This window comes from Microcystis sp., assembly GCF_048564745.1.
Lineage (GTDB): Bacteria > Cyanobacteriota > Cyanobacteriia > Cyanobacteriales > Microcystaceae > Microcystis > Microcystis ichthyoblabe_A.
The window spans coordinates 1-23,781 of sequence record NZ_JBLZRT010000130.1; the positions used below are offsets into that span (position 1 = coordinate 1).

Here is a 23,781-nt window from a genome sequence, read left to right on the forward strand (position 1 = left end):
TAGACCTCTTGCATAAATCCGAAAACAAACGATAGAAACAATAATGGGAGGGACTTTCAGTTAATTATTTATTAGTAGTTGATAATCTTCAAAAATGTTGCTGTACAAGGATCGACTTAAGACTTTTGCAAGAGGTCTAATGGTTCCCATGACGCAATTCTTGTTTACGGAGCAGTAGTTTTGCTTTGACCAATTCGAGATGATTGGCAGGTAGTTCCTCACTTAATTCTGCCAGCAATTGTTGAGCCTCGGTTAGCTTTGAATCTTGTATGGCATCTAACAGATCGTTCAATTCAGTATCAATTTTCTCATTACGAATGCTGGTATTCATGACATCTAATAAGACAGTATTAGCATCTTGCCCATATTGAGATGGTAACTGTCGCAATTCGCCATTAGCTAAAGTGTAGATCAAAACATTTTTACAATCACTGATCACTAGAGGTGAATGGGTTGTCAGCACAAACTGACAATTTGGGAAAGTTTCGGTCAGGCGCTCGCAGAGGCGACGTTGCCAAGAGGGATGTAGATGCAAATCGACTTCATCAATCAAAACGATACCATCACCTGCTAAAGGATTTTCTAAGGCAGGGTTCAGCATGGCTAGACGGCGGGCAATATCACCCACAAGAGCCATTAGGGATTTTTCGCCTTGTGAAAGTTGAGCTAGGTTGAGGGTTTCACCATTTTTGTCCACTGCCATGTAGAGACGAGGTTTACGACGGACTCTAAGGTTATCCAGATGGGGCATAAATCGGCTAATGGCGGTGCGAACTGCTGTTAATTGCCGATCTTTAGCTGAGGCATTGCGTTCGTTTAACAATTGCCATAAGTCTTGATTGGTTTCAGCTAGTGGTCTTAGTTGGTTGAGAACGTCTTCAGGAATTCCTGATTCATTTTCGGTATCTTCCCGTTCTCGGAACCATTCAAAAAAGCGACGAAAGTCAACGCCCTGACTTAAGGAGTTATCATAACCGTCCAATTGCAAAAAGGTATGCTTAGTCCTAATTTTTAGTGGAATATCGAGTACGACACGCTCGACAGGATAAAAGGCAATTAGAGGTAGGCTAGTTTTGTCATCATGGGTGAGGGCATCACGATAACGATTGACCAAGCGCGTACAGTCATTAAGGTTGCTATTATATTGGGCTTTACGTCCTTTTCTACTTTTTGCAAGAATCCATCTGAAATAATGGTCAATATCGCTTTGATCAGGATTGTTTAATGAGTTGGAGGAATCCCAGACTTCGATTTCAATGCTGCCAGCATTAGCAGTATTAAATATGGCATCTTCAGAAATAGGGTTACCACTCCCTTTTTCTGTAAGTAAACGAGCAGTAAACCAACTAAGAGAAGTTGCTAATGCTTTTAGTATAGCAGTTTTACCAGCCCCGTTATTACCAACAAAAACGGTAATTTTGCTTGGGTTTTGCTCTGTAGGCGCCAAGGAAATTTCCAGCTTTTCAAATAGCCCGATGTTATTTAAGATGACCCGTTGAATTTCCATATCGGGGAGAGTGGTGAGGGATATGCTGACTGCTGATAGACTAGATATAAAACCGTAAAACAGTTAGGAAATAGTGAAAATATCTGGCTTCCTAATCGCTAAATAAAACTATAAGTTAAACTCGATCGCGATGACGTCGATCAGCGATAAAAGACTCCACCAATTTAACATCTTCGACACTACCGATCACTAAAGGTGTGCGGTAGTGTAATTTATCGGGAACGATATCTAAAAGATTTGTCACCCCATCACTAGCTTTACCTCCTGCCTGTTCAATTAAAAAAGCAAGGGGAGCAGTTTCATAAATTAACCGCAATTTTCCCTGGGGATTTTTAACAGTACCCGGATAGAGAAAAACGCCTCCCTGCATTAAAATTCGATGGATATCTCCCACTAATGCCCCACTGTAACGGGCCGTGTAACCATCATGACGGTGGACATAACGGGTATAGTCGCGAATTGCCTCATCCCACTGCCAAAAATTGCCCTCATTGGTACTATAAATCGGACCGTGATCGGGGATAATAATATTCTCTTGGGCGAGGATAAATTCCCCTAAACTGGGGTCAAGGACAAAGGCATGAACACCGCGACCGATCGAGTAAACTAAAATAGTTGAAGGTCCGTAGAGAATATAACCGGCGGCGATTTGTTGACGACCATTTTGCAGTAAATCCCGCGCCTCTCCGTCTAAATCATTGCCTTCCTGTTGACGGATGGCAAAAATCGAACCCACATTTAGGTTAATATCCACATTGGAAGAACCATCGATCGGGTCGTAGAGTAGGGTATAGCGACCGATGGGACAGTTTTCTGGGATATAATAGGGTTTATCCATTTCCTCGGAAGCAAGACGGCAAACTAAACCACTTTGCTTAAAAACCGAGATAAATACTTCATTGGCAAAAACGTCCATTTTCTTGACCGATTCCCCTTGGACGTTGGTTTCTCCAGTAAAACCTAGCACATCCGCCATTAATCCCGCTTTACTGAGACGACGGGCAATTAATTTTCCCGCTAGGGCAATCCGACTCATAATTGCGCTTAAATCCTGCGCGTCGGGGGAAAAACTTTGTAGTTGTTGCAGGACGTGACGGGACAGGGTGGTACAATCTCGATCGAGGCTATGTTCGGGGATAGAAAAGGGAATATTGCTAACCATAACTGTAATTGCCAGTAATAAAGTAAAAAAGGAAAACCCGTCTAGTCTCAATTGTGACTATGATTTGATCCTAGCCAAGATTTTCCCTATTGTTGGCCAATTTTTAGATCAGTTTTAGAGTTGGCTAATTTTCCCCTCATTGATCATTAAATTTTGGTCAATAAGTAGCTGGTTATAATTAAATTGAAGATGGATCCCCCCTTAATCCCCCCTTGATAAGGGGGGTGCCAATCCCCCCTTGATAAGGGGGGTGCCAATCCCCCCTTGATAAGGGGGGTGTCTGACAGTTTTTAACACCTAACTACTTACTTGCCCTCTCAATTTAAGTCGATGGGGATACACCGGGCAAGCGTTTATATTTCAAGTAATAGGCAAAAACTGTTATTAAAACAATAACTATTGTGCCGATACCTAAATAGTTAGGAACCCAAAAAGCCGCCCCAATGGTGTTAATTTCTCCCGGTTTTAAATGCCAAATTAACTGATCATCAACTTTTTCTACCGGGGGATTTAATCCTGAGTCATCTTCAATATTTTGACCAGCGAAGGGAGTCTTTAAAGCGAAGTCGATATCGACTAAGGAACCGGGGCTAATGATAATATTTCCCTGTTCGGAAAGCACACCTAAAGCCCGCAAATCAACGGTTAATTTTAAGTTTTTCTGGTTCAAAAAGAACCAATCTTGTTCTGTCACTGCCAGTTTTGAATCTAGTTGCAGTAATTTGATATCGTCGTTATTAGGGGAATTTTTGATTTTAAAGGAAGAACTAGGATCAAAAAATTGATTGAATTTTTCCTCTAATTCCTGACTATTACTAAAGGGAATAGTGACAATTATTTCTCGTTCAGAAATATGAGCGGTTTTCCCCTTAAGTAATTTTGCCCTCTGTTCGATACTGTTTAACCATTTAGTGGCTTCGGTTTGACTGAGACTGGTTAAGCGTTGTCCGAGGGTGATATGTTGAATAATTTCCCCGTGGTGTTGGTGGGGAAAATTAATGCCCACATCGTAACGGACACAGCCGGTTAAAAAGAGAAAAATACCGCATAAAAAGGGCAGAATAAAGCGGGTTTTCCCGATTTTTTCGGTGGTTGGTTGATTCATAATTAATCTTCTTCTAAGTCGTCATAACTTGCTGAACTGCCACCGCTAACCGTAACTAGATCGATTTGCTGACGATAATAGTCTACATCTTTTACTTCCACTTCTACCTCATCACCGAGACGATAGGCAACGCGATTTTTCCGTCCTACCAAACAGCTATGACGAGCGCGATATTCGTACCAGTCATCCTTGAGAGAAGAAACATGAACCAATCCTTCCACTAATAAATCGGAAATTTCCACGAAGAAACCATAGGATTGTACACCGGTAATTAAGCCGCGAAAAACTTGACCCATTCTTTCTTTCATTTTCTCGGCTTTTTTCAATCCTTCTAGGTCTTTTTCCGCATCTTCAGCAATTTTTGAGCGATCATTGAGATGGGAAACAATTAGGTGGCTTTCTTCTTCTAACTCCTCCTGAATTTGACTTGGGAGAATATTCCAATTAATCTGCCCATGACAGCTATTACTGCCCAAATTAACCCCAACTTTGACGATTTTGCTGCGGCGATCTTTCCCCTCGGTTAATAGGATTTTTAACACCCGTTGTACCCAAAGATCGGCATATCTTTGTAGGGGTGAGAGACAGTGGGTATAATTGCTAGGATAGGCCAAACCAAAATGGGGTAGAGGATGGCTGCTATATCTAACTAATTTGAGAGTTTCTTGCAGGAGATAATTGAGGACTTTCACCGATGAGGAAGCGGAAAAAGTGCGGGTGAGATTTTGATAGTCATTGGGTTTAATCTCTTCCTCGGCAGTTAAATTTAATTCTGCCCCTAAATTATTGGCTAATTTGAGTAAATCCTCCAATTCATCCCAATCCGGTTCCGATTGTCCGCAGTAGATACAGGGCAATTTTAAGGCCTGTAAATGTTCGGCGACAACTTTGCCAGCTAAAATTGCCACTTCTGTCAGTAAAGAGCGGGCCGGTAAATTATTAGAAGCGAGAACAGTCCCCCCCCGTCCCTCGTCTTTGTAGGGAGAGATTTTGTCTAATTGAATATCAAAACTACCCCGCTGCAGACGTTGGGATTTTAGGGTGGGGCAAACGCTGAAAAATAAATCTTTCAGGGTTTCAACGGTATCGGTGGGGGCAGCTTCACTATCTTCTTCACTGAGCAGATCGCGCACCTGTTGATAGGTAAAATGTTGATCCACTTGGATGAGGCTGCGGGTGATTTCGTACTCCAATAGATCGCCCTTGTCATCGAGGGTGACGAGGATAGAAATAGCGGGGCGCTGTTCTTGCGGTGACAGGGAACAACGACTGGTGACGGCAGCCGGGACTAATGGCAACACTTTTTCGCCTAAATAGACGGCATTTCCCCGTTTTTTAGCAACTTTATCCAATAATCCCCCCCGTTCAATGTAACGGGTGACATCGCTGATATGAATGGCGACTCGCCAGCTATTTTGGTTGATTTTCTCTAAAGAAAAGGCATTTTCAATGATTGGGGGATAATCCAGGGGGGCGTCATCTTCGATGGTAAAGGTGAAGAGTTGGGTTAAATCTCGCAGTTGTTCTTTTTCGCCACTATCGAAGAAATCCGCCAAATTATCGGCAATTTCGAGGGCTTCAGGCGTAAAATTATGGGGTAGATCGTGTTTACAGGAGACGATATCTGTATCGGCAGCGGACTCGGCCGTGGAACCGAGAATCCGAGTAACTTTACCGATGGGAGGCATTTCCCCTAGGGGATAACGAAGGACGGAAACATGAACGAGGTGATCGATGTTTTCTTGGAGGTTTTGACCATTTTCGAGGAGATTAAGGGTAAATTTCAGGCGATCATCGAGGGGAACCGCCACAAACTGCTCATTTTCCTGTTTTACTTGCGCTAGAAGTGAAGGATTAGCCCGTTCGAGAATTAATCTCACCTCTCCCTCCGGGGAACGACGACGGGTTCCCTCGCGGATGATTTTGACCAAAACTCGATCGCCATTCCAAGCGTTACTTAGATGGTTTTTTGAGACGTAGATGTCGTCAGCATCTTCGATATCTTGGATAGCAAAGCAAAATTCTTTACTGGAACAGCGCAGCTTTGCTTCTACGACATTTTCCTCGATCACACGACGATAGCGCCCGCGTTCTTTGACAACCATTCCCAGACGTTCTAAAGCATCGAGAATCACTTGCAATTTTTCGCAGCTTTCGGGATCGTCTTCGCAGCCTAGTTTTTTTTCGAGAAGTTTACCCGTAGCTAATTTGTCATCACTAAGATGAGAGAGGAGTGTGGCGATCGAGAAGTCCATCTAACAATAATCCTTACTTACAAGACACTGACGGAATGGTGGACAATTAAGTTTAAATACTTATATAATGAGAAGATTGATTTAAACCATTAACTCCAGAGATTATCTCTATCGGGGTAATTGCGATCGCTGGTGGTGACAGTGAAGGTAAACTGAGCAAGCATCGAACACCCGAACCTACCTTGAGAATTATCGAATCCTTCCTTAGGATAAGCCAATAGCGAACACTGACAAACTCTTCGGCGATCGCTAGTCTTTCTGGCAGAAGTTCCAGCCTAGTAGAATCTTGTTACTGTGGGCAAGGCTAATCCTAGGACTGAAAATTTTATCTAACCTTTAATCTTAGCAAGAACTTGCTACATTTTTCCATAATTACGATAGAGTATTCTAGTATAAGTACAAAAGAACTCGAAAAAGTCACCATGTTGCAAAAGTTACGCCAACGTTACCCCCAAGTTGCCCTGATTAGCGAGTTAGTTCAAATCGATCACGGCAAGTATATTGTGAAAGCGATCGTCGAAATTGAGGGAAAAACGGTCGTTACAGGTTTAGCTGCGGCAGATACGGTGGAAATCGCCGAAGATAGAGCCAGAGAACGAGCTTTACTGCTTTTAGAGGCTGAAAACACCCCCGATCTCCAGCTTGTGGAAAAAGTCAGCCCCAATAATATTTCTCTACCGGAAGATTTACCTAAACCCGTCGCTAGTGCCAAAAAATCGACCAAAACGGCTAAATTCACTGAAATACCTCGTCCTGAAGCTAAAATTGAACCGGAATTAACCCAAGTTAAGGATATTCCCCCAGCTAAAATTGAACCGGAATTACCCCAAGTTAAGGATATTCCTTTACCAGAACCAGAGCCTTTATTATTAGAAATGGAAACCGATAATTACTCCTTATTAACAGAATTGCCAAAAGAAGCGAGTTTAACTGAAGAAGAACCACCAGCATCAGAACCAGTTGTTGTTATTCCCGAAGAAATCGATTATTCAGTGCTTAAAACTAAAATTGATGTGGAGATGAAACGATTAGCTTGGACCACAGAAAAAGGTCGGGAATACCTGATTTCTACCTATGGCAAAAAGTCCCGTTTACTCCTAACTAATGAGGAGTTATTAGAATTCTATAACTACTTATCTAGTATCAGTGCCTAATCACTAAATCTGCTGCATAAATCAAAAATCTTTAGTTAAGTGAGGAGTCTCCGAGCCAGTATCATCCGAGTCAGGAGAAGAAGAAAGAAATAGATTATTTCCTGGCAGTAGAAAAGCGATCTTTTTCTGAAAAAATCCTTAAATTAAGGACTTTAAGAGCAAGTCTGCGATTAAAAAAACACTTTTGCGGGAGATATAATAAAAAAGGAAGCTATTAACTGCCAGTCTTTTTTTCCCTATCTCACTGATAACTGATAACTGATAACTGATAACTGAATTAGTTTCTCACCGCTTCTGTTTCCGCTTCTTTGGGAACAACCACTGGCACTCCGCTGACCGTTTCAATTTGATAAATAACGCGACTTAATTGGGAAGGACAACAGAGAGGATCCGTATCTTTATAGCGATTAAAAACCACAATAATTCGATCGCTATTTTGTAAAACAATTCTCTGAGATGCCCCATCAGCGCGAGAATCCATCGGTCGCGGGGAAAGAGTACCAGCGAATTTACCATCGACAAAAACAAAGTCTTGATAACCCATCGGTCGGCACATTCCATCCACTCCACTCATGGCCGAAATAACGCTAGTTTTCCCATAGGTTTGCACGGCCCCGTACAGTAACCATCCTGCTTTATTAAGCGCTTGATCATTGGCAGTAATTGCCGGACGCACCTGTTCACGACACTGGTTATCGATCACGGTTTTAACGGGAGATTTTGGTATAGGTGACTTGGCTTTATTCCAATTAGTTAACGGTCGATCGAACCAAGCTCGCGGAGTCTCTTTTTCTGGGGTTTGGCTAATAACTTCTAATAGTTTCCATGTTTCGGAACTTTGATTATTAGCTGGATTAGAGACGGTTTCAATGCTAACTTTAATTTGATATAAAAACCCCGGTTTATAATCAAATCCCTCGATAGTATTAGGGAACAATATCCAGTTTTCCTCTGGTTTTTCTCGCATCTGTAAACAGTCTTTGCTTTGGCCTTGAGTACAGGGTTGTTTCCTAGAATTGATATAAATTGTCCTTTCCGTGCGCGTGGTGGTTGGTGCGGGGGTAAAAGTGAGTATTCCTAAACCTTCGGGAGTACGATAAAATAATTGTAAATCGCCTTTAGCCGTCACTTGGAATTGTTCCACTCCTTGCAAGGCAGCAAGATATTGATTTTCCTGTTTCATCTGCGGTTCCGGACAAGCTTTTTTCGTAGTAGCGATCGCTTGATTGATCTGAAGCGTGTCATTATTGACTTGATAGCCAGTATTATACTGGTTGCATCCGGCCGAACCACTGAGGATATTTTTCTGGAAAGCGGCAGTAATTTCCGTTTCTTTCACCAAACTTCCGGCTGTCCACCCCCTTAGTTTCCATCGAGTCCCCTCCAAAGGGGAAGTATTAGCGATCGCCGCTTTCCCTGCTAAAGCACAACTTAGGGCAATTGTCAAGAAAATTCCCGTTTTTTTGGCGTTCAAAATTGCTATTCTCCTCGTCAAAGCAACAATTCTATTATGGCTTGGGGCGGTTGCCCGGCGGCCCAGGATAAAGGGTAGAAAAAGACTTTTCCCCATTTCTCGACTCCTTCCCTTGCCTTGATTCTATCAGAGGCAAAAGCCGATAGTTGCCCCCCGATTGCAGAGGTTTTATCGTCCTCCAATGGCCACAAGTTGACCCCAGTTCACCTTAAGCAGTACAATAAAAACCTTGAGTGACCCCTTAAACAAAAAAAAACATCATGGCACAAGGACAAGGATTCGGATTCGGTCTCGGTAAGATTAAAGAACTACAAGACGCTTTCCAAAAAGCGCAACAGGTGCAACAAGGGGCGAAAGTTCTGCAAGAAGAACTGGAAACTATGGAAATTCCTGGCCAGAGTGAAAATGGCTTGGTGACAGTCTATCTCAGTGGCAACCAAGAACCCCGGGGGATTGAAATCGACCCTTCTCTCCTCTCCCAAGATCTGGAGATTGTGGCTGGGTCTATTCTAGAAGCCATGAAAGCCGCCTATGATGCCTCCACGGAAACCATGCGCAGCAAAATGGAAGAACTGACCATGGGTTTAAATATCTCCAGTATGTAATCGCTTTTGACCGCAATGGTAAGATGGAAAGTTGGACTAACAAACAAGGAGGTTCAACTTTGCTGACTTTGGGTGTCAATATCGACCATGTGGCCACAATTCGCCAAGCGCGTCGAACCGTGGAACCGGATCCCGTGGCGGCGGCAGTTTTGGCTGAAATCGGCGGTGCTGATGGCATTACCGTCCACTTGCGCGAGGATCGTCGTCATATCCAAGATCGCGATGTGCGGATTCTCCGGCAAACGGTGCGGACTCATCTGAATCTGGAAATGGCCCCGACGGAGGAAATGATCGCCATTGCTCTCGATCTTAAACCCGATTATGTCACCCTTGTCCCCGAAAAGCGCGAGGAAGTGACCACGGAAGGGGGGATCGATATGCTGGGCAATTTTGACCGTTTTTGTCGGGTTGTAGAGCGCCTACAAGCGGCTAATATCCCCGTTAGTTGGTTTATTGATGCCGATTTTGCCCAAATTCAAGCGGCCGCTAACACGGGGGCGAAATTTATCGAACTCCACACCGGTCAATACGCCGACGCACAACAGGAGAGCGATCGTCAAGCGGAGTTAACAATTCTTAAAGAAGGTTGTGAATACGCTTCCTCTCTCGGTTTGCGGGTGAATGCCGGCCACGGTTTGACCTATTGGAATGTTTATGATGTCGCCTGTTTGCCCAATATGGAAGAATTGAACATTGGTCACACAATTATCAGTCGTGCGGTTTTAGTCGGGTTGGAACGGGCTGTTAGGGAAATGAAATTGGCTATGCGTGGGCAATTGTAAAGGCTATCAGCTATCAGCTAATCTCCCGACTCAGGAACAATTACACTAAAAAATTAAAGGAAAGATGATGACAACTTATTATTATTTGGTAGCCAGTCAAAAGTTTTTAGAAGAAGAAGCGATCGAAAAGGAAGTTTTGAAGGAAAGAATCAGGAATTATCAAGAAAAAGGTCAAGAAATTGATTTTTGGTTAATTGCCAATCCAGCTTTTTTAGATACCCCCGCTTTTGCCGATATCAAAAAGAAAACTCCCCAACCAGCAGCGGCAATTGTTTCTCTCAACCAACAGTTTATTACTTGGCTGAAATTGCGTCTAGAATACGTTATTACCGGACAGTTTGAAGCTCCTTCCGATAGTATTCCCGAACCGTTAAAATAACTCTTTTGGACTGTGGTAAATAAGTGGTTCTAATTAAATAGAAGATAGATTTTGGGCTCGATCCCCCCTGCCCCCCTTGATAAGGGGGGTGCCGATAGGCGGGGGGATCCCCCTTAATAAGGGGGGTATCTAACGATTTTTAACACCTACCTACTTAGCTTGCTGTAACAAGGGAAAATTGCTAGTTTTTGTCTGTGGCAAAAAATACAGACGAGGCAATCATCACCAGCTAACTTTGCCTTGCAGCTTGTTAATTTTTCTCTTACCGATTCCCGATACTCGATCCAAATCTTCTAGGGAAGTAAAGGGTTTTTGTTGCCGGGCTGCGATAATTTTTTCGGCTAATTTGCCACTGATACCGGGTAAACTATCTAATTCTTCTTTGGTGGCGGTGTTTAAATTAATTAAGCGATCGCTTTTAATTGTTACAGATTGGGGGCAGTTTTTCCTATCCCGTTCGATCCGATTTTTAATAGTTTCCGGCAGTCCTAATTTAGCGGTACGGTAAAGATATTGAAATTCTCGATCGAAATGAGCGGCAACGGTGGGATTATTGATAATAACTAAAGCTTCATCGTTTTGGTGGTTAGCAGCTGCTGACCAATTATGAGAACCAGTGATCACAATTTTATCATCGATTAAACCGAATTTATGGTGTAACTTATCTCCCCGGGCTAGATCGGGAACTCCTACGGTATTAATTGGGTTTTGCCAAGGCTGATTATCTGGTTCATAACGACATTTATTACTGAGAGCAACTCCTAATAAATCTAATCCTTCGCTATAGTATCGGAAGGCAAAACTAGGATCAATTAAAGCTTTAATTTCTATCCCTTTTTGATGTCGTCTGGCGAGAATATTAGCTAGAGGCTGTTCCGTAAAGACAAACAGGGCTAAATCCACGGATTTTTCAGCTTTATTTAAAGTTTCACCGATCAGACCATTGCTAGTAATTGCCCAGGGATAAGCGGTAGAATCGGGGGAAAATTTGACCGTTAGACTACTATTATCGATAGTAATTGTTTGCGGTTTTCTGTGGGGTTTATCTAAGCCAAATCTAGGTTGATCTTTCCTTCCCCACATCAGATTAAATTCTTTTTGAAAAACTCTAGCTAGTGGGGGATTAGTAATGACTAATAGGTGATTGGCATTCCCAACAGTTTTGGGATTAGAAAAGTCTCCATGAATATCACTTAAGGTATAGTTAGCTGAACTGATTAAAGTAGTGTGATTATCAATAACCATGAATTTATGGTGCATTAAACCGCTACCTTTTGAGCGATCTGCCCTATCATCAATTACGGGAATACCCGCTTTTTTGAGGATAGTAATTGCATCTCTTTGGGCGATTTCCTCTGTACTTAATTTACCATCTCGATTTATATCAACTAAATCAACAAGGTTTTGATAACGTTCCTGTTCTCGTTCGCTTGATTGTTCTTGGTTTTTGGCTAAAGTATGAATAGGTTTATTGTAAATATTTTCGAGGATAACCCTAACTTTAATTCCCTGCTGCTGACGAGCAACTAAAGCTTGAGCGATGGCGGGTAAACGTAACTCTTGCACAGCTAGATCGATCGAACTTTTGGCCGAGTTGATATTATCAATAATAACCTGTTCTAAATTATCCCCCGGGCGATTAATTTGGCGATAGGGATCGGTATAATTTGACCCCTGGGCCTGATTATAATTAAAATAGACTTGAATATATTGATCTTGGGGCAAGGGTTGCGGACGATTTTGGATAGCATTCAAAGAATGACAGCCACCCAAAAGAAAAACTGTCCCTAACAAAAATCCTAACTGTCCCATAGTCCGAATTTTTTTTAATCTCCATTTATCTATTGCCATTTTTGCCCACATAATTATCATTCCCCTAGGATTCAGGAGTGAGGAGGTAATTTTTACCTAAGCAGGTTCTCGGAAATCGGTATGTACTAAATTGATTATAATCAATCATGATTCTAGATTCAAGACTAGGGCCTTGTCCTTGATTGCTTAAATTACTGAGCAAAGATGTGACATCTAGTTAGGGAATTTTGTTATCATGTGGGGAATAATAGCACTGTTCTTCTAGATCTGGGTTTTACCATGACTGAACTTTTACCCCAATGCAGTAATCTGGCTGGTAATGTTAACAGTATAATTGAACTATTGAAAGGCGAATCGTCTCTCCGCAATCAACAGGATACCAGCAAGATAGAAATTGCCCTACAAAAAGCCATTTCTCCCAAATTTGAAATCGTTTTCGCCGGTGCTTTTAGTGCCGGGAAATCAATGTTAATCAATGCACTTTTAGAGCGAGAATTGCTGTATAGTGCCGAAGGACACGCAACGGGTACAGAATGTTATATTGAGTACGCAGAAGCTGATGAGGAAAGAGTGGTTTTAACCTTTCTCAGCGAAGTAGAAATTCGTACTTTAGTCGATAGCGTCTGTCAAAATCTGCAATTAACTAATCCCAGTAACATTAATTCCCCCGAATACTGTAGTCAGTTAAACCAATACTGTCAAAAAATTATCGAACAGGAAGGGGGAGAAGGCAAATCCGAGCGAGCTAAACAAGCTCAGGGTTTAAAATTATTAATTGAAGGATTTACTCAAAATCGTGAGCGGATCCATACCCTGCATAATGCCACCTATTCCATGGAACAATTTCACTTTTCTAATTTAGCAGAAGCGGCAAGTTTTGCCCGTCGTGGTAGCAATAGCGCGGTCTTAAAACGTCTAGAATATTACTGTCATCATCCTCTCCTTAAAGATGGTAACGTTTTGGTAGATTTGCCCGGTATTGATGCCCCAGTCAAAAAAGATGCCGAATTAGCCTATCGTAAAATAGAGCATCCTGATACTTCAGCAGTGGTTTGTGTTTTAAAGGCTGCTTCTGCGGGAGAATTAGCCACAGAAGAAACGGAATTACTCGAAAAAGTTCGCTCTAATGCTGGTATTCGTGATCGAGTTTTTTATATTTTTAACCGCATTGATGAAACCTGGTACTCAGCCCAACTAAAACAGCGTTTAGAGAACCTAATTCAAACGCAATTTCGTGATACTTCCCGCATTTACAAAACCAGCGGACTTTTAGGGTTTTATGGGTATCAGGTGAAAAATCAAACCAATATTAATCAGCGTTATGGTTTAGATTCTATCTTTACCGAAAGTGTTAAAAATTTAGGAGGAGAAGAAGAAACACCGCAATTTGTCAGCGAGTTTAATAACTATTGTGCCAACTCCGGTAAATTACTGGCAACTCCCTTTAAAGTTTCCATCCACGGTTATGAAACTCCTAATAAAAATTACTTCCGAGTTTTAAGTGAGTGGGGAACTCCTTTACTAGAGCAGTTAATTGCTGATAGCGGTATCGAAGAATTTCGCACGGCAATTACTCGTTATCTCACGGAGGAAAAGCGTCCGCAATTGTTTGCTAATTTAGCCGATGATTTACAATCTCTCTGCATTACTCTCAAAAATCATTATCAAGGGATTTATAGTGATTTAGAGAGTCAACCACGAGAAATTGAGGCGATGAAAGCTCTGGAGTTAAATCACCTCAATCAAGAGTTAAAGGAAGTGGGAGAGAAATTAACTAAACATATCGATGGTTATGTCAATGCTATCGTGGTTAATAGCGATGAAAACTTTGAGGAAGACTTTAAGAAACTGAAAGCGAGAATGGTATCAAGATTGGATGAGTTATTAAATACTTTTTCTGTTAAAAATGCTTACTCGCAAGCGACTTTAACTCATCCTCGCAATGCTACAGCACCTTTATTAGCAGTATTGGTAGAAGCTTTTTATTATCTGTCTAACCAGCTAGAAGATGTGTTAATTGAGGAGTCAACCAGTTTAATTAGTCGCTTTTGTCAGCGTCTTTTAGATGCGGTAAGACAAGGTGATTATTATCGGCAAATCTATCGTTTATTAGGCAATGATGGCCACCTAGAAAGTCAGCTAAAACAGCTAGAATGGCAGTTAATTCATGCCTTAGTTTCCCAGGCGAGAACAGAGTGCGATCGCTATGTAAGAGAAAATCACAATTTTTACAACGAAGGCACTTTTTCGATCTTTCAATTTCGGGAAACTGTGCAACAAACTGCTCAAGGTTATGACTGTGAAAGTATTCTTGCTGCCGAACCTGCTATCCGTCAATTACTTAAGTTAGATTTTGAGCCAAAAGTATCAGCAACAATTCATAAAAACTTCCGCCAAACTGTTAATAATACTCTGAAAAATCAATTGATACCAATGGCAAAAAAACAAGCGGATACTATTCTACAACAGTTCAATCAAGCTCGTTCTTATCTAGAACAAACTTTAGAACAGGAAGCGGCGGAAAAAATTGCTAATAATGCCCGCAAACAGGAAGAAATTCACCAAAAAATTGAGGATTATAACCAAGCGATAAATTCTCTCAATACTTGTTTAACTGCTATGGGTTTACAGAAAAATCATTTACCTGTAATTGGTGAACAAGAATTAGAGATTGTCCCAGAAGTTGTTAATTACTCCAGCGATTAATATGGGGAGTGGGAAGGTGAGAAGTGAGGGGAAACAATCCATCTGTTAAAAACCGATTTGCTGTCAAAGCAAAAAATTAATTAAAATTAAAACTCATCGGGGGATAAGCGATCGAAGTCTTGTTATTCTTAAACTGGTAGGTTTTGGGATTTTTCTAGGCCCGCAGCTTAACCCGATCAACCGATAACCGATAGAGGGGTGCAGAATGGGAGAATGGTTAGATTTTACCGATGAAGTGGTCACTGTTAATGGCAAAGGTGAGGAAATTAAACGGGAAAAAGTCACTAATCGAGGTTATAAATATTTTTTAAGCAAAAAAACCTTTTTAGAAATGATTTCTATCCCTAGCGGTCAATACCTCATCGGTGCGCCCAAAAGCGAGTTAGGCTGGAAATTGAGTCAAAGTCCCCAATCTCTGGTTAATATTCAGGCTTTTTGCCTGAGTCGCTACCCAATTACCCAACGACAATGGCGCGAGGTGGCAAAATTAGAACCGGTAAATATTGAACTTAATCCCTATCCGGCCCATTTTGAAGGTTATGATCGCCCCGTAGAACAAATTAACTGGTGGGAAGCGGTGGAATTTTGCGATCGCCTATCCCGTCTCACCGGACTCAATTATCGTTTACCCGCAGAAAAAGAATGGGAATACGCTTGTCGGGGGGGTACATCAACCCCCTTCCACTTTGGCCCGACAATTTCCACTGATTTAGCCAACTATTCCGGGGTGGACTGGGATTATGGCGGCAAAGTGTGCAGTTCTGGTCGTTATGGGGAAGGTCGCCTAGGATGCGATCGCAGGGAAACCACACCAGTGGGAATGTTTGCCGTCGCTAACCCTTTCGGACTCTACGATTTGCACGGAAATGTCAGAGAATGGTGTGCAGATTACTGGCGCGATAACTACGAAGCAGCCACAATAGAAGATAGGGACAGACGAGTTTTACGCGGGGGTTCCTGGAATGACGGTCCCAACAAATGTCGCTCGGCCTACCGGGTCAAATTTCTGGCTACTGCTGGACTCTATGATATCGGTTTTCGTGTCGTTAGCGATAATTCTCCTTAAATCTGAAAACCGATCACTGATTACCGGTGACAGGGAGGTGAAAAAATTGAAAATAGAACTACCCCAGCAAATAATCAGCGAATTTTGTCAGAAATGGCAGATATCTGAAATGTGTTTATTCGGATCGGTTTTGCGGGAAGATTTTCGTCCAGATAGCGATATTGATATACTGGTCAGTTTTCAAGATAGTGTTTCTTGGGGACTTCTGGAGTTTTCGAGGATGAAACGGGAATTAGAGAATTTATTGGGACGGAAAGTTGATTTGCTAACGAAAAAATCGATCGAGTGACTGGGGTGATAACAGAAATCTGTTAAAAAATTAGATCAGTTTTTTTCTGTTTACTATTTACTTTTTACTTGATTAATGCTTGTCATCCTCTCCGCTATTGTTCCAGTGGGTTTTATCATCCTCATCGGTGTGATAGCAGGAAAAATTCTCACTGTGGAAGTGCATTCCCTTTCCCAAATCACGGTGTATATTCTTGCCCCCGCTTTGGTGATTGATGGACTCTATCACACCACTTTATCCGGCAGCAATATCGGTTTAATTCTCCTAGGCTTTGCCCTTATTTCACTGGTAATGGTGATTGTCGTCGAAATTATCGCCTCTTGTCTCAGTCTCGATGCCGATACCCGCAAAAGCCTCATGGCTGCCGCCGTGATGCCCAATAACGGTAATATGGGTTTACCGGTGGCTAGTTTCGCCCTGGGTGCGGCTGGACTGGAAAGAGCGATAATCTATATGATTGGCTCTAGTATTCTGTTATTTGGTATTAGTCCCGCTTATTTGCGAGGAAAAAGCTTTCTTTCAGGATTTCGCTTAGTTTTTCGCTTGCCCTTAATCTGGTCAATTTTTATCGGCATTGGCTTTCAAACTTTCCCTTTTCATCTTCCCCTGCAATTAGATAAAAGTATTAGCTATCTGGGACAAGCGGCAATTCCCTTGGCTTTAATTATCCTAGGTATTCAATTATCTCAGCAAAAATTAGCGATCGGTAAATTAGAATTATTAGGGTCCTGTTTGCGTCTTTTAGTCGCTCCTCTTTTGGCATTTGCGATCGGCAGTAGTTTAGGATTAACCGGTATGGATCTAAAAATTCTCATCCTACAAAGTGCCATGCCCACCGCCGTTAATACCGTCATTTTAGTCACAGAATTCGGTGGTTCAGCCGCTTTAATGGCCCGCACAGTTGTGGTCACTACCCTTGCCAGTTTTCTGACTATTCCTTTCTTTCTTTGGTTATTAAAAGTCTATTTATAGCAGTTATCTTAAGGGTGAGGTGCGAAGTTTTCGTTTTGGGGAGCCAGTATTCAGTTATCAGTATTCAGGGGGTGCATCTCATTTTGGTAAATCTACTAATTTGGGATTTTTAAGGGGAAACTTTCTCCTAAAATTGGGCATTACTTTCGGTTTTATCACTCAATCCAAGCTTTTGGGGGGTTCTACCCCCCAAACCCCCCGTTGGGGGCGTGGCGCGGCCACTGAGCCTGTCGAAGTGCCGCCCCCAAACCCCCCGCGCATTAGGTTAACTGTGGGATGCTTACACGCGATTGTTCATATTTTTGTACTAATTTAAGAGTCACTGATAATTGCTGATTGTTGGTATTTCTGCAAGTGTGGGATGCACCCTTATTCAGGAGATTATTTTATTTATTCTCCCCACACCCCACACCCCACACCCCACTTCCCCACTTCCCCACTTCCCCACTTCCCCACTTCCCCAATTCCCACACCCCACACCCCACACCCTACACCCCACTTCCCCAATTCATAATTCATAATTTAACCTTTGACTCACCCCGGCAATAGCAGCCAAGAGAAACCAAACAATAGTATTAATCTTGACATCGGAGAGGGTTACATCGACGAGATTAAATAAAACGCAAGCACCAAAGGCTACCAGATAGGTAAAGATAATTAACTCACCCCCAGCTTTTTGTTGCCGTAAAAAGATAAATAAACGCAACCCTTGGGCATAAATCCAACCCACCCAAACAGACAATAAAATTAAGCCGATAATTCCCGTTTCTGCCATTAACATCAAATATAAATTATGGGGATGACCTAACCATAATCCCTGACTGTTTTCGTAGAGAGGTGTAAAACTGCGTAATCCCCAACCGAATAGGGGTCTTTCTTGGGTCATTTCTAGAGTAAAACGCCATTGAGTTGCTCTGAGCGTAGCTAGAGGACGATTGGGGAACATTTCATCGGATAATCGCGCCCAAATCGCCCTAGGAACCAAGAAACGGAAACTATCCCTGAAAGGATTGGGTCCCCAAGAAGCAAGAGAAATCACCCCTCCCAAGAGGACAAAACCGGCGACTAAGGCATTCCAACCCAGATAAAGGGCGAAAATTAGGCAACCTAAAAAGGCTAAGGCCCAAGCATTGCGAGAATTGCTTAAAAATAGCCCTACACTATCGATAAATATGGTTAAAGTTAAAAACCCGATTTTGAGATTTAAATTCCGATTTCTTTGTCTGTGCCACTGCCGCCAAGTTAGAATTAATAAACCGAGGGCTAAAATCAGAGTTATCAGTAAATAAGCCCCCAAAAGATTAGCATACATAAAAACCGAAGACATTCGCCCCAAAGGTTCACCCCCCACCCCGTAGGGCCAGGTAAAAATCCCTTTTAATGCTTCCGGTTTTTGCCAACCGAGAAAAATCTGTCCCCATCCCATCACCACTACCCAAACTGAGGGGATAACCATCACCCAAGCTAGTTGACGCAATTGAGAGGGTTTTTTAATTAATTGCCGAATATTGCTAAAAAAGAAGAAAAAGGGCAGGAAATTTCCTAAACCAATCCAAGCATCCCCCGGAGTTGGGGAAAGACTGGCACTAATCATCAACCAAAGAGTGACGATACCGAGACCTTGATTGAGACGTGACTGGATAATTGCCCGAAAATTGCCAGTAAAAACCCTAATTAAGACGATAATAATGCCGATACCCGCTAACTCCGGCAGGATCAGGGCGATAAAAACTGAAAAAAGTATTAAATTCCACTCCCACCCTTGACAAAAAATCTTTTTCATGCTAGGCAGGTTGCCAACAATCCTCACGAGTCAGACGAATTTGGGCAAGGGCAAAAATAGTCGGGATAATCCGGCCGTAATCGGTGGCGATCGCTTTCCAACCGAGGTCAGCAATAAACCAACCCCATAAAGCCGGTCCCACCAAACTTAACACGGTTCTGACCGCTCCGTACCGGGCCGCCGCCCTAGTCATGCCCTGTTTAGCCGTTTGTAGGGCGATTTGATTAACAATTGCCCCACCCTGGACTAGGGCAGTTTTTGCCCCTTGATAGCGGGCAAAATGGAGAGCGAACTGCCCGGCGATATGTTTAAGCAGAATCGGTTTCAGGATAGAATTAACGGCGATGACGCTGCCGCCTTTGAGGACTATATCGAGGGGATTGTGTTGTAGGTGAACGGGTAAGGGTTGGGGAGTGTGGGAATCCGCGAGCGCCTTTTGAATTTGAATCGAGAGGGATTTTTGTTCCGATGGGGGGAGACGTTTCCAAGCTTTGTTAACGAGGTGAAGATAGATTTCCGCTTCAATTTCCGTTGTCGGCATTTTTTGGGAGTAGGGAACCTTGAGGAAATGACAGACACGGACGAGAATTTGACGATAACTAACTTTTTCGGTTTGACCTTTTAATACTGTCACACCATCGGCAGCTAAATAACGAAAACGATCCTCGACGCTATCTAACCAACTATCCCAATCTTGACTTTGAACGGCGATTGCGTCCGGCGCTCGTAGATAATCGAGAGGGTTAAAACGACGGCAAAAGAGGATGTTAGTGATTTGCTGTAGTTCCTCCTCGGTGGCTAACTCCAAAGCTGTGCGTAGTTCGTCCAATGTGGTTTGTCCTCCTCAGCCCCAATAATCAACTTAGTTTCGCTAGTGCTGATTACTACTAATATTAACTCAAGGGTTCACAGGATTAGGAAGGCTAGTGACAAATTTTTCGATTAAGGTTGGGATCATTGGTGCGGGTTTAGCCGGGTTAACCTGCGCTCGTCAGTTGTGCGATCGAGGTTATACTGTTAAGCTATTTGATAAGTCTAGAGGCATTGGTGGTCGTTTAGCCACGCGACGGGTTAATCGAGCTAATCAAGTGATTGCCGTAGATCATGGCTTGCCTTTTTTGACTATTCAGGGCGAAAAAACGGCGGCTTTAATTGATAATCTGCTGAGAGAGAATATAGTTACTTCTTGGTTTGATTCTAGCTATGTTGCTCCTTCTGGCATCAACAGCGTGGCGAAATTTTTAGCTCAAGGTTTAGAAATTGAACGAGATTTTCTGGTTACTCGTCTGGAAAATCATCAAGAAAAATGGTTTTTAAACAATAACGGTCAAATTCGGGGGGAGTTTTCGGTGATTGTCCTGGCTATTCCCGCCCCGCAAGCGGCGTTATTATTAGAAAACTCTCTCATAACTACTATGCCAGAATTGCGATCAATCGTTTACGATCCCTGTTTAACGGTAATGGCGGGTTATGGCGCTTCTTTACCCGCAGTTGCTCCCTCTACCGCCATCGCTTGGTTAGGACTTGATAGCAGTAAACGGCAATCATCCCCTGATTATGTCTTTGTTGTGCATAGTACTGCCGATTTTGCGGTTAAATATCTCGATAGCGAGGATTTAGAAGCAGTTAAGCTAGATTTACTCGCTCGCGCTTCTTTGCCTCTCCCGGATTGGTCTCAGCTGCACCGTTGGCGTTATGCTTTAGTCCGTCAGGGTTTAGCCGTACCCTGTTTAAGTGTTAATAGTCCTTTACCTCTAGTTGCCTGTGGTGATTGGTGTCAAGGAGGAGATTTATCGAGAAATTCTTCCCTAGAAACGGCCTTAACTTCCGGGATAGCGGCGGCTAATCAAGTTGAGCAGCTACTCTCTTAAGAATCTAGAGACAGGTTTAAATTCTTAGGTTAAGCTTGGGTTAACAAAAGGTTAAATATATAATAATGTAGATATCCTATACTGGGGGGTTGGTCACAATGGAAAAATTCAATTCTAAAGATAACTTTCTCTACCCTAAAACCAGCTACAGGGGTTTATTCACGCCACAAAATTTAGTTTTTAACGCTAACTTGCAGGAATTCGCCCTGAGAGTCTCTTTTATCGCTGGTTTACACACTGGGGGAAAGCTTACCTCCACGGAAGCTTACGAGAAAATTAACCAGCTTTGGCAAGAGTTGAATACCAGTCGAAAATTCCTGTTAGCTAATCATTTTGAGGATGACGGAGATTGAGAGATGGGGGTTTTTCAGTGATCAGTAAACAGTAAACAGTATCTAAAGTGCCACAGTAACAAAAGTGGGTCAAGTAGTTCTTAGTTATCTCAGAGCTTTCTCGCCATAGTTGGCAGTATTCTGAGAGACTGGGACTGGGTAAGTGGCGACTAATTCCGGTTTAGTGGTCAGAATCGAATATTCACAAGACTGCGGATTGTCCATCCGCTCCTGAGCATTTCGGCAGATGACTTAAGGTGATTTTGAGAGCATCAACGACCGGATCATCGGTCACTTTCGTCTTCGAGATAAAAATGTTACCAAAAGACAATAAGAGGTAATTCTGCCGCTAAAATATGATAGCGAGTTGTCAAGAGAACAGTAAAAGAACTGCCAATTGGATCTAGATGCCCCAATATACTACTAAACAAGCAACGGAAAACCCTGTTGTGTCCGACCAGTCCGCCAAGAATCCCTTTTCACTATTTGGTCAATTTTGGGAAAGCCTAAAAATTGTGGCTCAACCCTATTGGTATCCAACGGAGTTAAATGGACGTGCCTTTGGAGATGTGATCATTTCTTGGGGAATGTCAGCTTTGATTCTTTTAAGTATCTTGGCAACGGTGGGGGTAGAAGCTTTTAGTAGCTACTGGAATCGTTATGTACTCGATATTATTATTGAAGATAGAGATCTTTCTAAATATCTAAATACGCTGTGGTTATCCAGTTTGTTGATTATAGGAACAACGGGATTATTTGCTTTTTCTCAATTTATTCGTCGCAAAGTGGCATTAGATTGGTATAAGTGGTTAACGAAACAAACCGTCAAAAAATATCTCAATTATCGCGCTTATTATAACATTGATTTTACCTCGAACTTAAAAAATCCCGATCAAAGATTATCTCAAGAAATTGAACCAATTACGACCATGACCCTAAGGTTGTTAATTACCTTCGTGGAAAAAGGGTTACAAATGATTACTTTTGCGATTATTCTTTGGACAATTTCTCGGCAAATTGCGGTTTATCTAATAATTTATACGCTCGCAGGAAATTTAATAGCAATTTATCTAACTCAAGAATTAAACAAAATTAATCAATCTGAACTTAATAACAAAGCTGATTATAATTATGCTTTAACCCATGTGCGTAACCACGCCGAATCCATTGCTTTTTTTCAGGGAGAAGAGCAGGAAGAAAAAATCATTGAAGGCCGTTTTGAACGGGTTATTCAAAGCTCGGAAAAACTGATCAATTGGGAACGGTTTAATAATCTTTTTAATCGAGGTTATCAGTCAGCGATTAGTGTATTTTCAATGTTTATTTTGACCCCGATGTTTATTAAAAACGAAATCGATTATGGAGAAATTAGTCAAGCGAGTTTATGCTGTTTCCTTTTTTCTAATGCCTTGGGACAATTAATTACTGAATGGGGAACATCGGGTAAAGTTTCCAGTTATATTGAACGGTTAGCTACCTTGACAGATGCCTTAAAAGTTGCCAGTGAAGAGCCGAAAAACTTAAGTCGTATTATCACCCTGGAAGATAATCGTCTAGCTTTTGAAAATTTTACCCTACAAACTCCCGATTATGAAAAGGTAATTGTGGAGAATTTATCGGTTTCTGTCCCTTTGGGAGAAAGCCTACTGATTATTGGCCCCAGTGGTCGAGGAAAAAGTTCCTTGTTACGAGCAATCGCCGGTTTATGGAAAGCAGGTAGTGGTCGTTTAGTGCGTCCTCCTTTAGCTAAAATGTTATTTTTACCCCAACGTCCTTATATTATCCTTGGCACTTTACGCCAGCAATTACTTTATCCCCATACCAATGATCAGGTGAGCGATGAAGAATTAGAAAACATCTTAAAAAAAGTCAACCTGCAACATTTATTAACTGACAAAAATAGCTTAGATAAAGAAGTAAACTGGGAACAAATTTTATCTCTGGGAGAACAGCAAAGACTAGCTTTTGCTCGACTATTAATCACTAAACCCACTTTTACTATCTTAGATGAAGCAACCAGCGCTTTAGATTTGGCCAATGAAGCCAGCTTATATCAGCAATTACAGGAAAGTGAAACCACTTTTATTAGTGTTGGTCATCGGGAAAGTTTATTTAATTATCATCGATGGGTCTTAGAGTTAACAGAAAATTCCCATTGGCAGCTGTCAACTGTAGAAGATTATCAGCGCAAAAAAGTGAATAACCTAGTGATGATGTCAAAAAAATCAGAAAATTTTTCGGCGGTAAAAATAGAGACTTTGTCTGAGGTTAAAACTGAGCATGATGCGGAAATTGCCGGAGTTTCTGAAATAGCCGAAGGTTTGTCCCATCAACAAATGCAGTCCCTAACTGATTATTCTTTAAGTAGCGTTCGTAATCGAGCCAGTTTAGGTAAAATTATTACTGCCAAAGATGGTTTTAATTATCGTTACGATAAAGACCCAAAAACCTTAAAATGGGTGAGAATATAGCTAATGGGGTGACAAACAGATTGAAAGTGAGACAGGGTATGAGGTGTGGTGGGTAG

At 42.0% G+C, this 23,781-nt stretch carries 20 protein-coding genes; 12 read left to right on the plus strand and 8 right to left on the minus strand.

Going from position 1 to position 23,781, the window contains the following annotated elements:
- Positions 1 to 136: 136 nt before the first annotated feature.
- The 4 genes from ACOCD9_RS14690 to ACOCD9_RS14705 all read right to left on the minus strand — a co-directional run bounded on the left by ACOCD9_RS14690 (position 137) and on the right by ACOCD9_RS14705 (position 6,029).
- Positions 137 to 1,507 carry an AAA family ATPase gene (locus tag ACOCD9_RS14690; RefSeq protein WP_287700537.1) on the minus strand — a complete coding sequence of 457 codons (1,371 nt, stop codon included), beginning with the start codon at positions 1,505 to 1,507 and terminating at the stop codon, positions 137 to 139.
- A gap of 115 nt (positions 1,508 to 1,622) precedes the next feature.
- A complete protein-coding gene (fbp, locus tag ACOCD9_RS14695; protein ID WP_002801107.1) occupies positions 1,623 to 2,669 on the minus strand; it encodes a class 1 fructose-bisphosphatase in 1,047 nt (348 codons plus the stop codon).
- Between the two features lie 322 nt (positions 2,670 to 2,991).
- On the minus strand, positions 2,992 to 3,774 hold the full coding sequence (locus tag ACOCD9_RS14700; protein ID WP_287700539.1) for a DUF3153 domain-containing protein: 783 nt from the start codon (positions 3,772 to 3,774) through the stop codon (positions 2,992 to 2,994).
- 2 nt (positions 3,775 to 3,776) lie between these two features.
- Entirely contained in the window at positions 3,777 to 6,029 is a 2,253-nt protein-coding gene (locus ACOCD9_RS14705; protein ID WP_287700541.1) for a ribonuclease R family protein, read from the minus strand.
- Positions 6,030 to 6,451: 422 nt separating this feature from the next.
- On the opposite strand from ACOCD9_RS14705, the gene ACOCD9_RS14710 reads away from it, so the two are divergent.
- On the plus strand, positions 6,452 to 7,183 hold the full coding sequence (locus tag ACOCD9_RS14710) for a hypothetical protein (RefSeq protein WP_419547858.1): 732 nt from the start codon (positions 6,452 to 6,454) through the stop codon (positions 7,181 to 7,183).
- Positions 7,184 to 7,460: 277 nt separating this feature from the next.
- On the opposite strand, the gene ACOCD9_RS14715 is transcribed toward ACOCD9_RS14710, so the two are convergent.
- Positions 7,461 to 8,753 carry a DUF4377 domain-containing protein gene (locus ACOCD9_RS14715; RefSeq protein WP_353737344.1) on the minus strand — a complete coding sequence of 431 codons (1,293 nt, stop codon included), beginning with the start codon at positions 8,751 to 8,753 and terminating at the stop codon, positions 7,461 to 7,463.
- 164 nt (positions 8,754 to 8,917) lie between these two features.
- On the opposite strand from ACOCD9_RS14715, the gene ACOCD9_RS14720 reads away from it, so the two are divergent.
- The 3 genes from ACOCD9_RS14720 (at position 8,918) to ACOCD9_RS14730 (ending at position 10,423) form a co-directional block, all read left to right on the plus strand.
- Positions 8,918 to 9,262, plus strand: coding sequence for a YbaB/EbfC family nucleoid-associated protein (locus ACOCD9_RS14720; RefSeq protein WP_002733791.1), 345 nt, complete (start codon positions 8,918 to 8,920; stop codon positions 9,260 to 9,262).
- Between the two features lie 59 nt (positions 9,263 to 9,321).
- Complete coding sequence (locus ACOCD9_RS14725; RefSeq protein ID WP_419547859.1) at positions 9,322 to 10,044, plus strand: pyridoxine 5'-phosphate synthase; 723 nt, start codon at positions 9,322 to 9,324, stop codon at positions 10,042 to 10,044.
- A 67-nt stretch (positions 10,045 to 10,111) separates the two neighbouring features.
- Positions 10,112 to 10,423 (plus strand): MgPME-cyclase complex family protein, encoded by a 312-nt coding sequence (locus ACOCD9_RS14730; protein ID WP_002797828.1) that lies wholly within the window; start codon positions 10,112 to 10,114, stop codon positions 10,421 to 10,423.
- Between the two features lie 222 nt (positions 10,424 to 10,645).
- On the opposite strand, the gene ACOCD9_RS14735 is transcribed toward ACOCD9_RS14730, so the two are convergent.
- A complete protein-coding gene (locus ACOCD9_RS14735) occupies positions 10,646 to 12,286 on the minus strand; it encodes a phospholipase D-like domain-containing protein (protein ID WP_419547860.1) in 1,641 nt (546 codons plus the stop codon).
- A 228-nt stretch (positions 12,287 to 12,514) separates the two neighbouring features.
- Between ACOCD9_RS14735 and ACOCD9_RS14740 the strand changes: the two genes are divergently transcribed.
- The 5 genes from ACOCD9_RS14740 to ACOCD9_RS14760 all read left to right on the plus strand — a co-directional run bounded on the left by ACOCD9_RS14740 (position 12,515) and on the right by ACOCD9_RS14760 (position 17,584).
- The gene (locus tag ACOCD9_RS14740) at positions 12,515 to 14,941 is read left to right on the plus strand and encodes a dynamin-like GTPase family protein (protein ID WP_287700551.1); all 2,427 of its coding nucleotides are present in this window, start codon (positions 12,515 to 12,517) and stop codon (positions 14,939 to 14,941) included.
- Between the two features lie 205 nt (positions 14,942 to 15,146).
- Positions 15,147 to 16,007, plus strand: coding sequence for a formylglycine-generating enzyme family protein (locus ACOCD9_RS14745; RefSeq protein WP_287700553.1), 861 nt, complete (start codon positions 15,147 to 15,149; stop codon positions 16,005 to 16,007).
- 46 nt (positions 16,008 to 16,053) lie between these two features.
- On the plus strand, positions 16,054 to 16,296 hold the full coding sequence (locus ACOCD9_RS14750; protein WP_287700555.1) for a nucleotidyltransferase family protein: 243 nt from the start codon (positions 16,054 to 16,056) through the stop codon (positions 16,294 to 16,296).
- Between the two features lie 75 nt (positions 16,297 to 16,371).
- Positions 16,372 to 17,268 carry an AEC family transporter gene (locus tag ACOCD9_RS14755; protein WP_419547861.1) on the plus strand — a complete coding sequence of 299 codons (897 nt, stop codon included), beginning with the start codon at positions 16,372 to 16,374 and terminating at the stop codon, positions 17,266 to 17,268.
- A 100-nt stretch (positions 17,269 to 17,368) separates the two neighbouring features.
- Positions 17,369 to 17,584: a hypothetical protein gene (locus ACOCD9_RS14760; RefSeq protein WP_419547871.1), complete on the plus strand. Its 216-nt coding sequence runs from the start codon at positions 17,369 to 17,371 to the stop codon at positions 17,582 to 17,584.
- A gap of 192 nt (positions 17,585 to 17,776) precedes the next feature.
- Here the strand turns inward: ACOCD9_RS14760 and ACOCD9_RS14765 are convergent, their stop codons facing one another.
- Together ACOCD9_RS14765 and ACOCD9_RS14770 are read right to left on the minus strand one after the other, a co-directional pair.
- Positions 17,777 to 19,051, minus strand: a complete 1,275-nt coding sequence (locus tag ACOCD9_RS14765) for an O-antigen ligase family protein (RefSeq protein WP_419547862.1) — start codon at positions 19,049 to 19,051, stop codon at positions 17,777 to 17,779.
- 1 nt (position 19,052) lies between these two features.
- The gene (locus ACOCD9_RS14770) at positions 19,053 to 19,880 is read right to left on the minus strand and encodes a YaaW family protein (protein WP_287700561.1); all 828 of its coding nucleotides are present in this window, start codon (positions 19,878 to 19,880) and stop codon (positions 19,053 to 19,055) included.
- A 97-nt stretch (positions 19,881 to 19,977) separates the two neighbouring features.
- Here ACOCD9_RS14770 and ACOCD9_RS14775 point away from each other — a divergent pair, with 97 nt between their 5' ends.
- The 3 genes from ACOCD9_RS14775 (at position 19,978) to ACOCD9_RS14785 (ending at position 23,725) form a co-directional block, all read left to right on the plus strand.
- Complete coding sequence (locus ACOCD9_RS14775; RefSeq protein WP_419547863.1) at positions 19,978 to 20,922, plus strand: NAD(P)/FAD-dependent oxidoreductase; 945 nt, start codon at positions 19,978 to 19,980, stop codon at positions 20,920 to 20,922.
- A 98-nt stretch (positions 20,923 to 21,020) separates the two neighbouring features.
- Positions 21,021 to 21,275, plus strand: coding sequence for a DUF7219 family protein (locus tag ACOCD9_RS14780; protein WP_104395982.1), 255 nt, complete (start codon positions 21,021 to 21,023; stop codon positions 21,273 to 21,275).
- 386 nt (positions 21,276 to 21,661) lie between these two features.
- Positions 21,662 to 23,725: an ABC transporter ATP-binding protein/permease gene (locus tag ACOCD9_RS14785; protein ID WP_287700565.1), complete on the plus strand. Its 2,064-nt coding sequence runs from the start codon at positions 21,662 to 21,664 to the stop codon at positions 23,723 to 23,725.
- Positions 23,726 to 23,781: the final 56 nt, after the last annotated feature.

What these genes read in the sequence shown, in the direction of transcription:
- ACOCD9_RS14765 (WP_419547862.1), bottom strand. Translation starts at nt 19,051, where the DNA reads ATGAAAAAGATTTTTTGTCAAGGGTGGGAGTGGAATTTAATACTTTTT.
- ACOCD9_RS14715 (WP_353737344.1), bottom strand. Translation starts at nt 8,753, where the DNA reads ATGGGGAAAAGTCTTTTTCTACCCTTTATCCTGGGCCGCCGGGCAACC.
- ACOCD9_RS14690 (WP_287700537.1), bottom strand. Translation starts at nt 1,507, where the DNA reads ATGGAAATTCAACGGGTCATCTTAAATAACATCGGGCTATTTGAAAAG.
- ACOCD9_RS14730 (WP_002797828.1), top strand. Translation starts at nt 10,112, where the DNA reads ATGACAACTTATTATTATTTGGTAGCCAGTCAAAAGTTTTTAGAAGAA.
- ACOCD9_RS14705 (WP_287700541.1), bottom strand. Translation starts at nt 6,029, where the DNA reads ATGGACTTCTCGATCGCCACACTCCTCTCTCATCTTAGTGATGACAAA.
- fbp (WP_002801107.1), bottom strand. Translation starts at nt 2,669, where the DNA reads ATGGTTAGCAATATTCCCTTTTCTATCCCCGAACATAGCCTCGATCGA.
- ACOCD9_RS14700 (WP_287700539.1), bottom strand. Translation starts at nt 3,774, where the DNA reads ATGAATCAACCAACCACCGAAAAAATCGGGAAAACCCGCTTTATTCTG.
- ACOCD9_RS14735 (WP_419547860.1), bottom strand. Translation starts at nt 12,286, where the DNA reads ATGTGGGCAAAAATGGCAATAGATAAATGGAGATTAAAAAAAATTCGG.
- ACOCD9_RS14740 (WP_287700551.1), top strand. Translation starts at nt 12,515, where the DNA reads ATGACTGAACTTTTACCCCAATGCAGTAATCTGGCTGGTAATGTTAAC.
- ACOCD9_RS14745 (WP_287700553.1), top strand. Translation starts at nt 15,147, where the DNA reads ATGGGAGAATGGTTAGATTTTACCGATGAAGTGGTCACTGTTAATGGC.
- ACOCD9_RS14720 (WP_002733791.1), top strand. Translation starts at nt 8,918, where the DNA reads ATGGCACAAGGACAAGGATTCGGATTCGGTCTCGGTAAGATTAAAGAA.
- ACOCD9_RS14710 (WP_419547858.1), top strand. Translation starts at nt 6,452, where the DNA reads ATGTTGCAAAAGTTACGCCAACGTTACCCCCAAGTTGCCCTGATTAGC.
- ACOCD9_RS14780 (WP_104395982.1), top strand. Translation starts at nt 21,021, where the DNA reads ATGGAAAAATTCAATTCTAAAGATAACTTTCTCTACCCTAAAACCAGC.
- ACOCD9_RS14785 (WP_287700565.1), top strand. Translation starts at nt 21,662, where the DNA reads ATGCCCCAATATACTACTAAACAAGCAACGGAAAACCCTGTTGTGTCC.
- ACOCD9_RS14755 (WP_419547861.1), top strand. Translation starts at nt 16,372, where the DNA reads ATGCTTGTCATCCTCTCCGCTATTGTTCCAGTGGGTTTTATCATCCTC.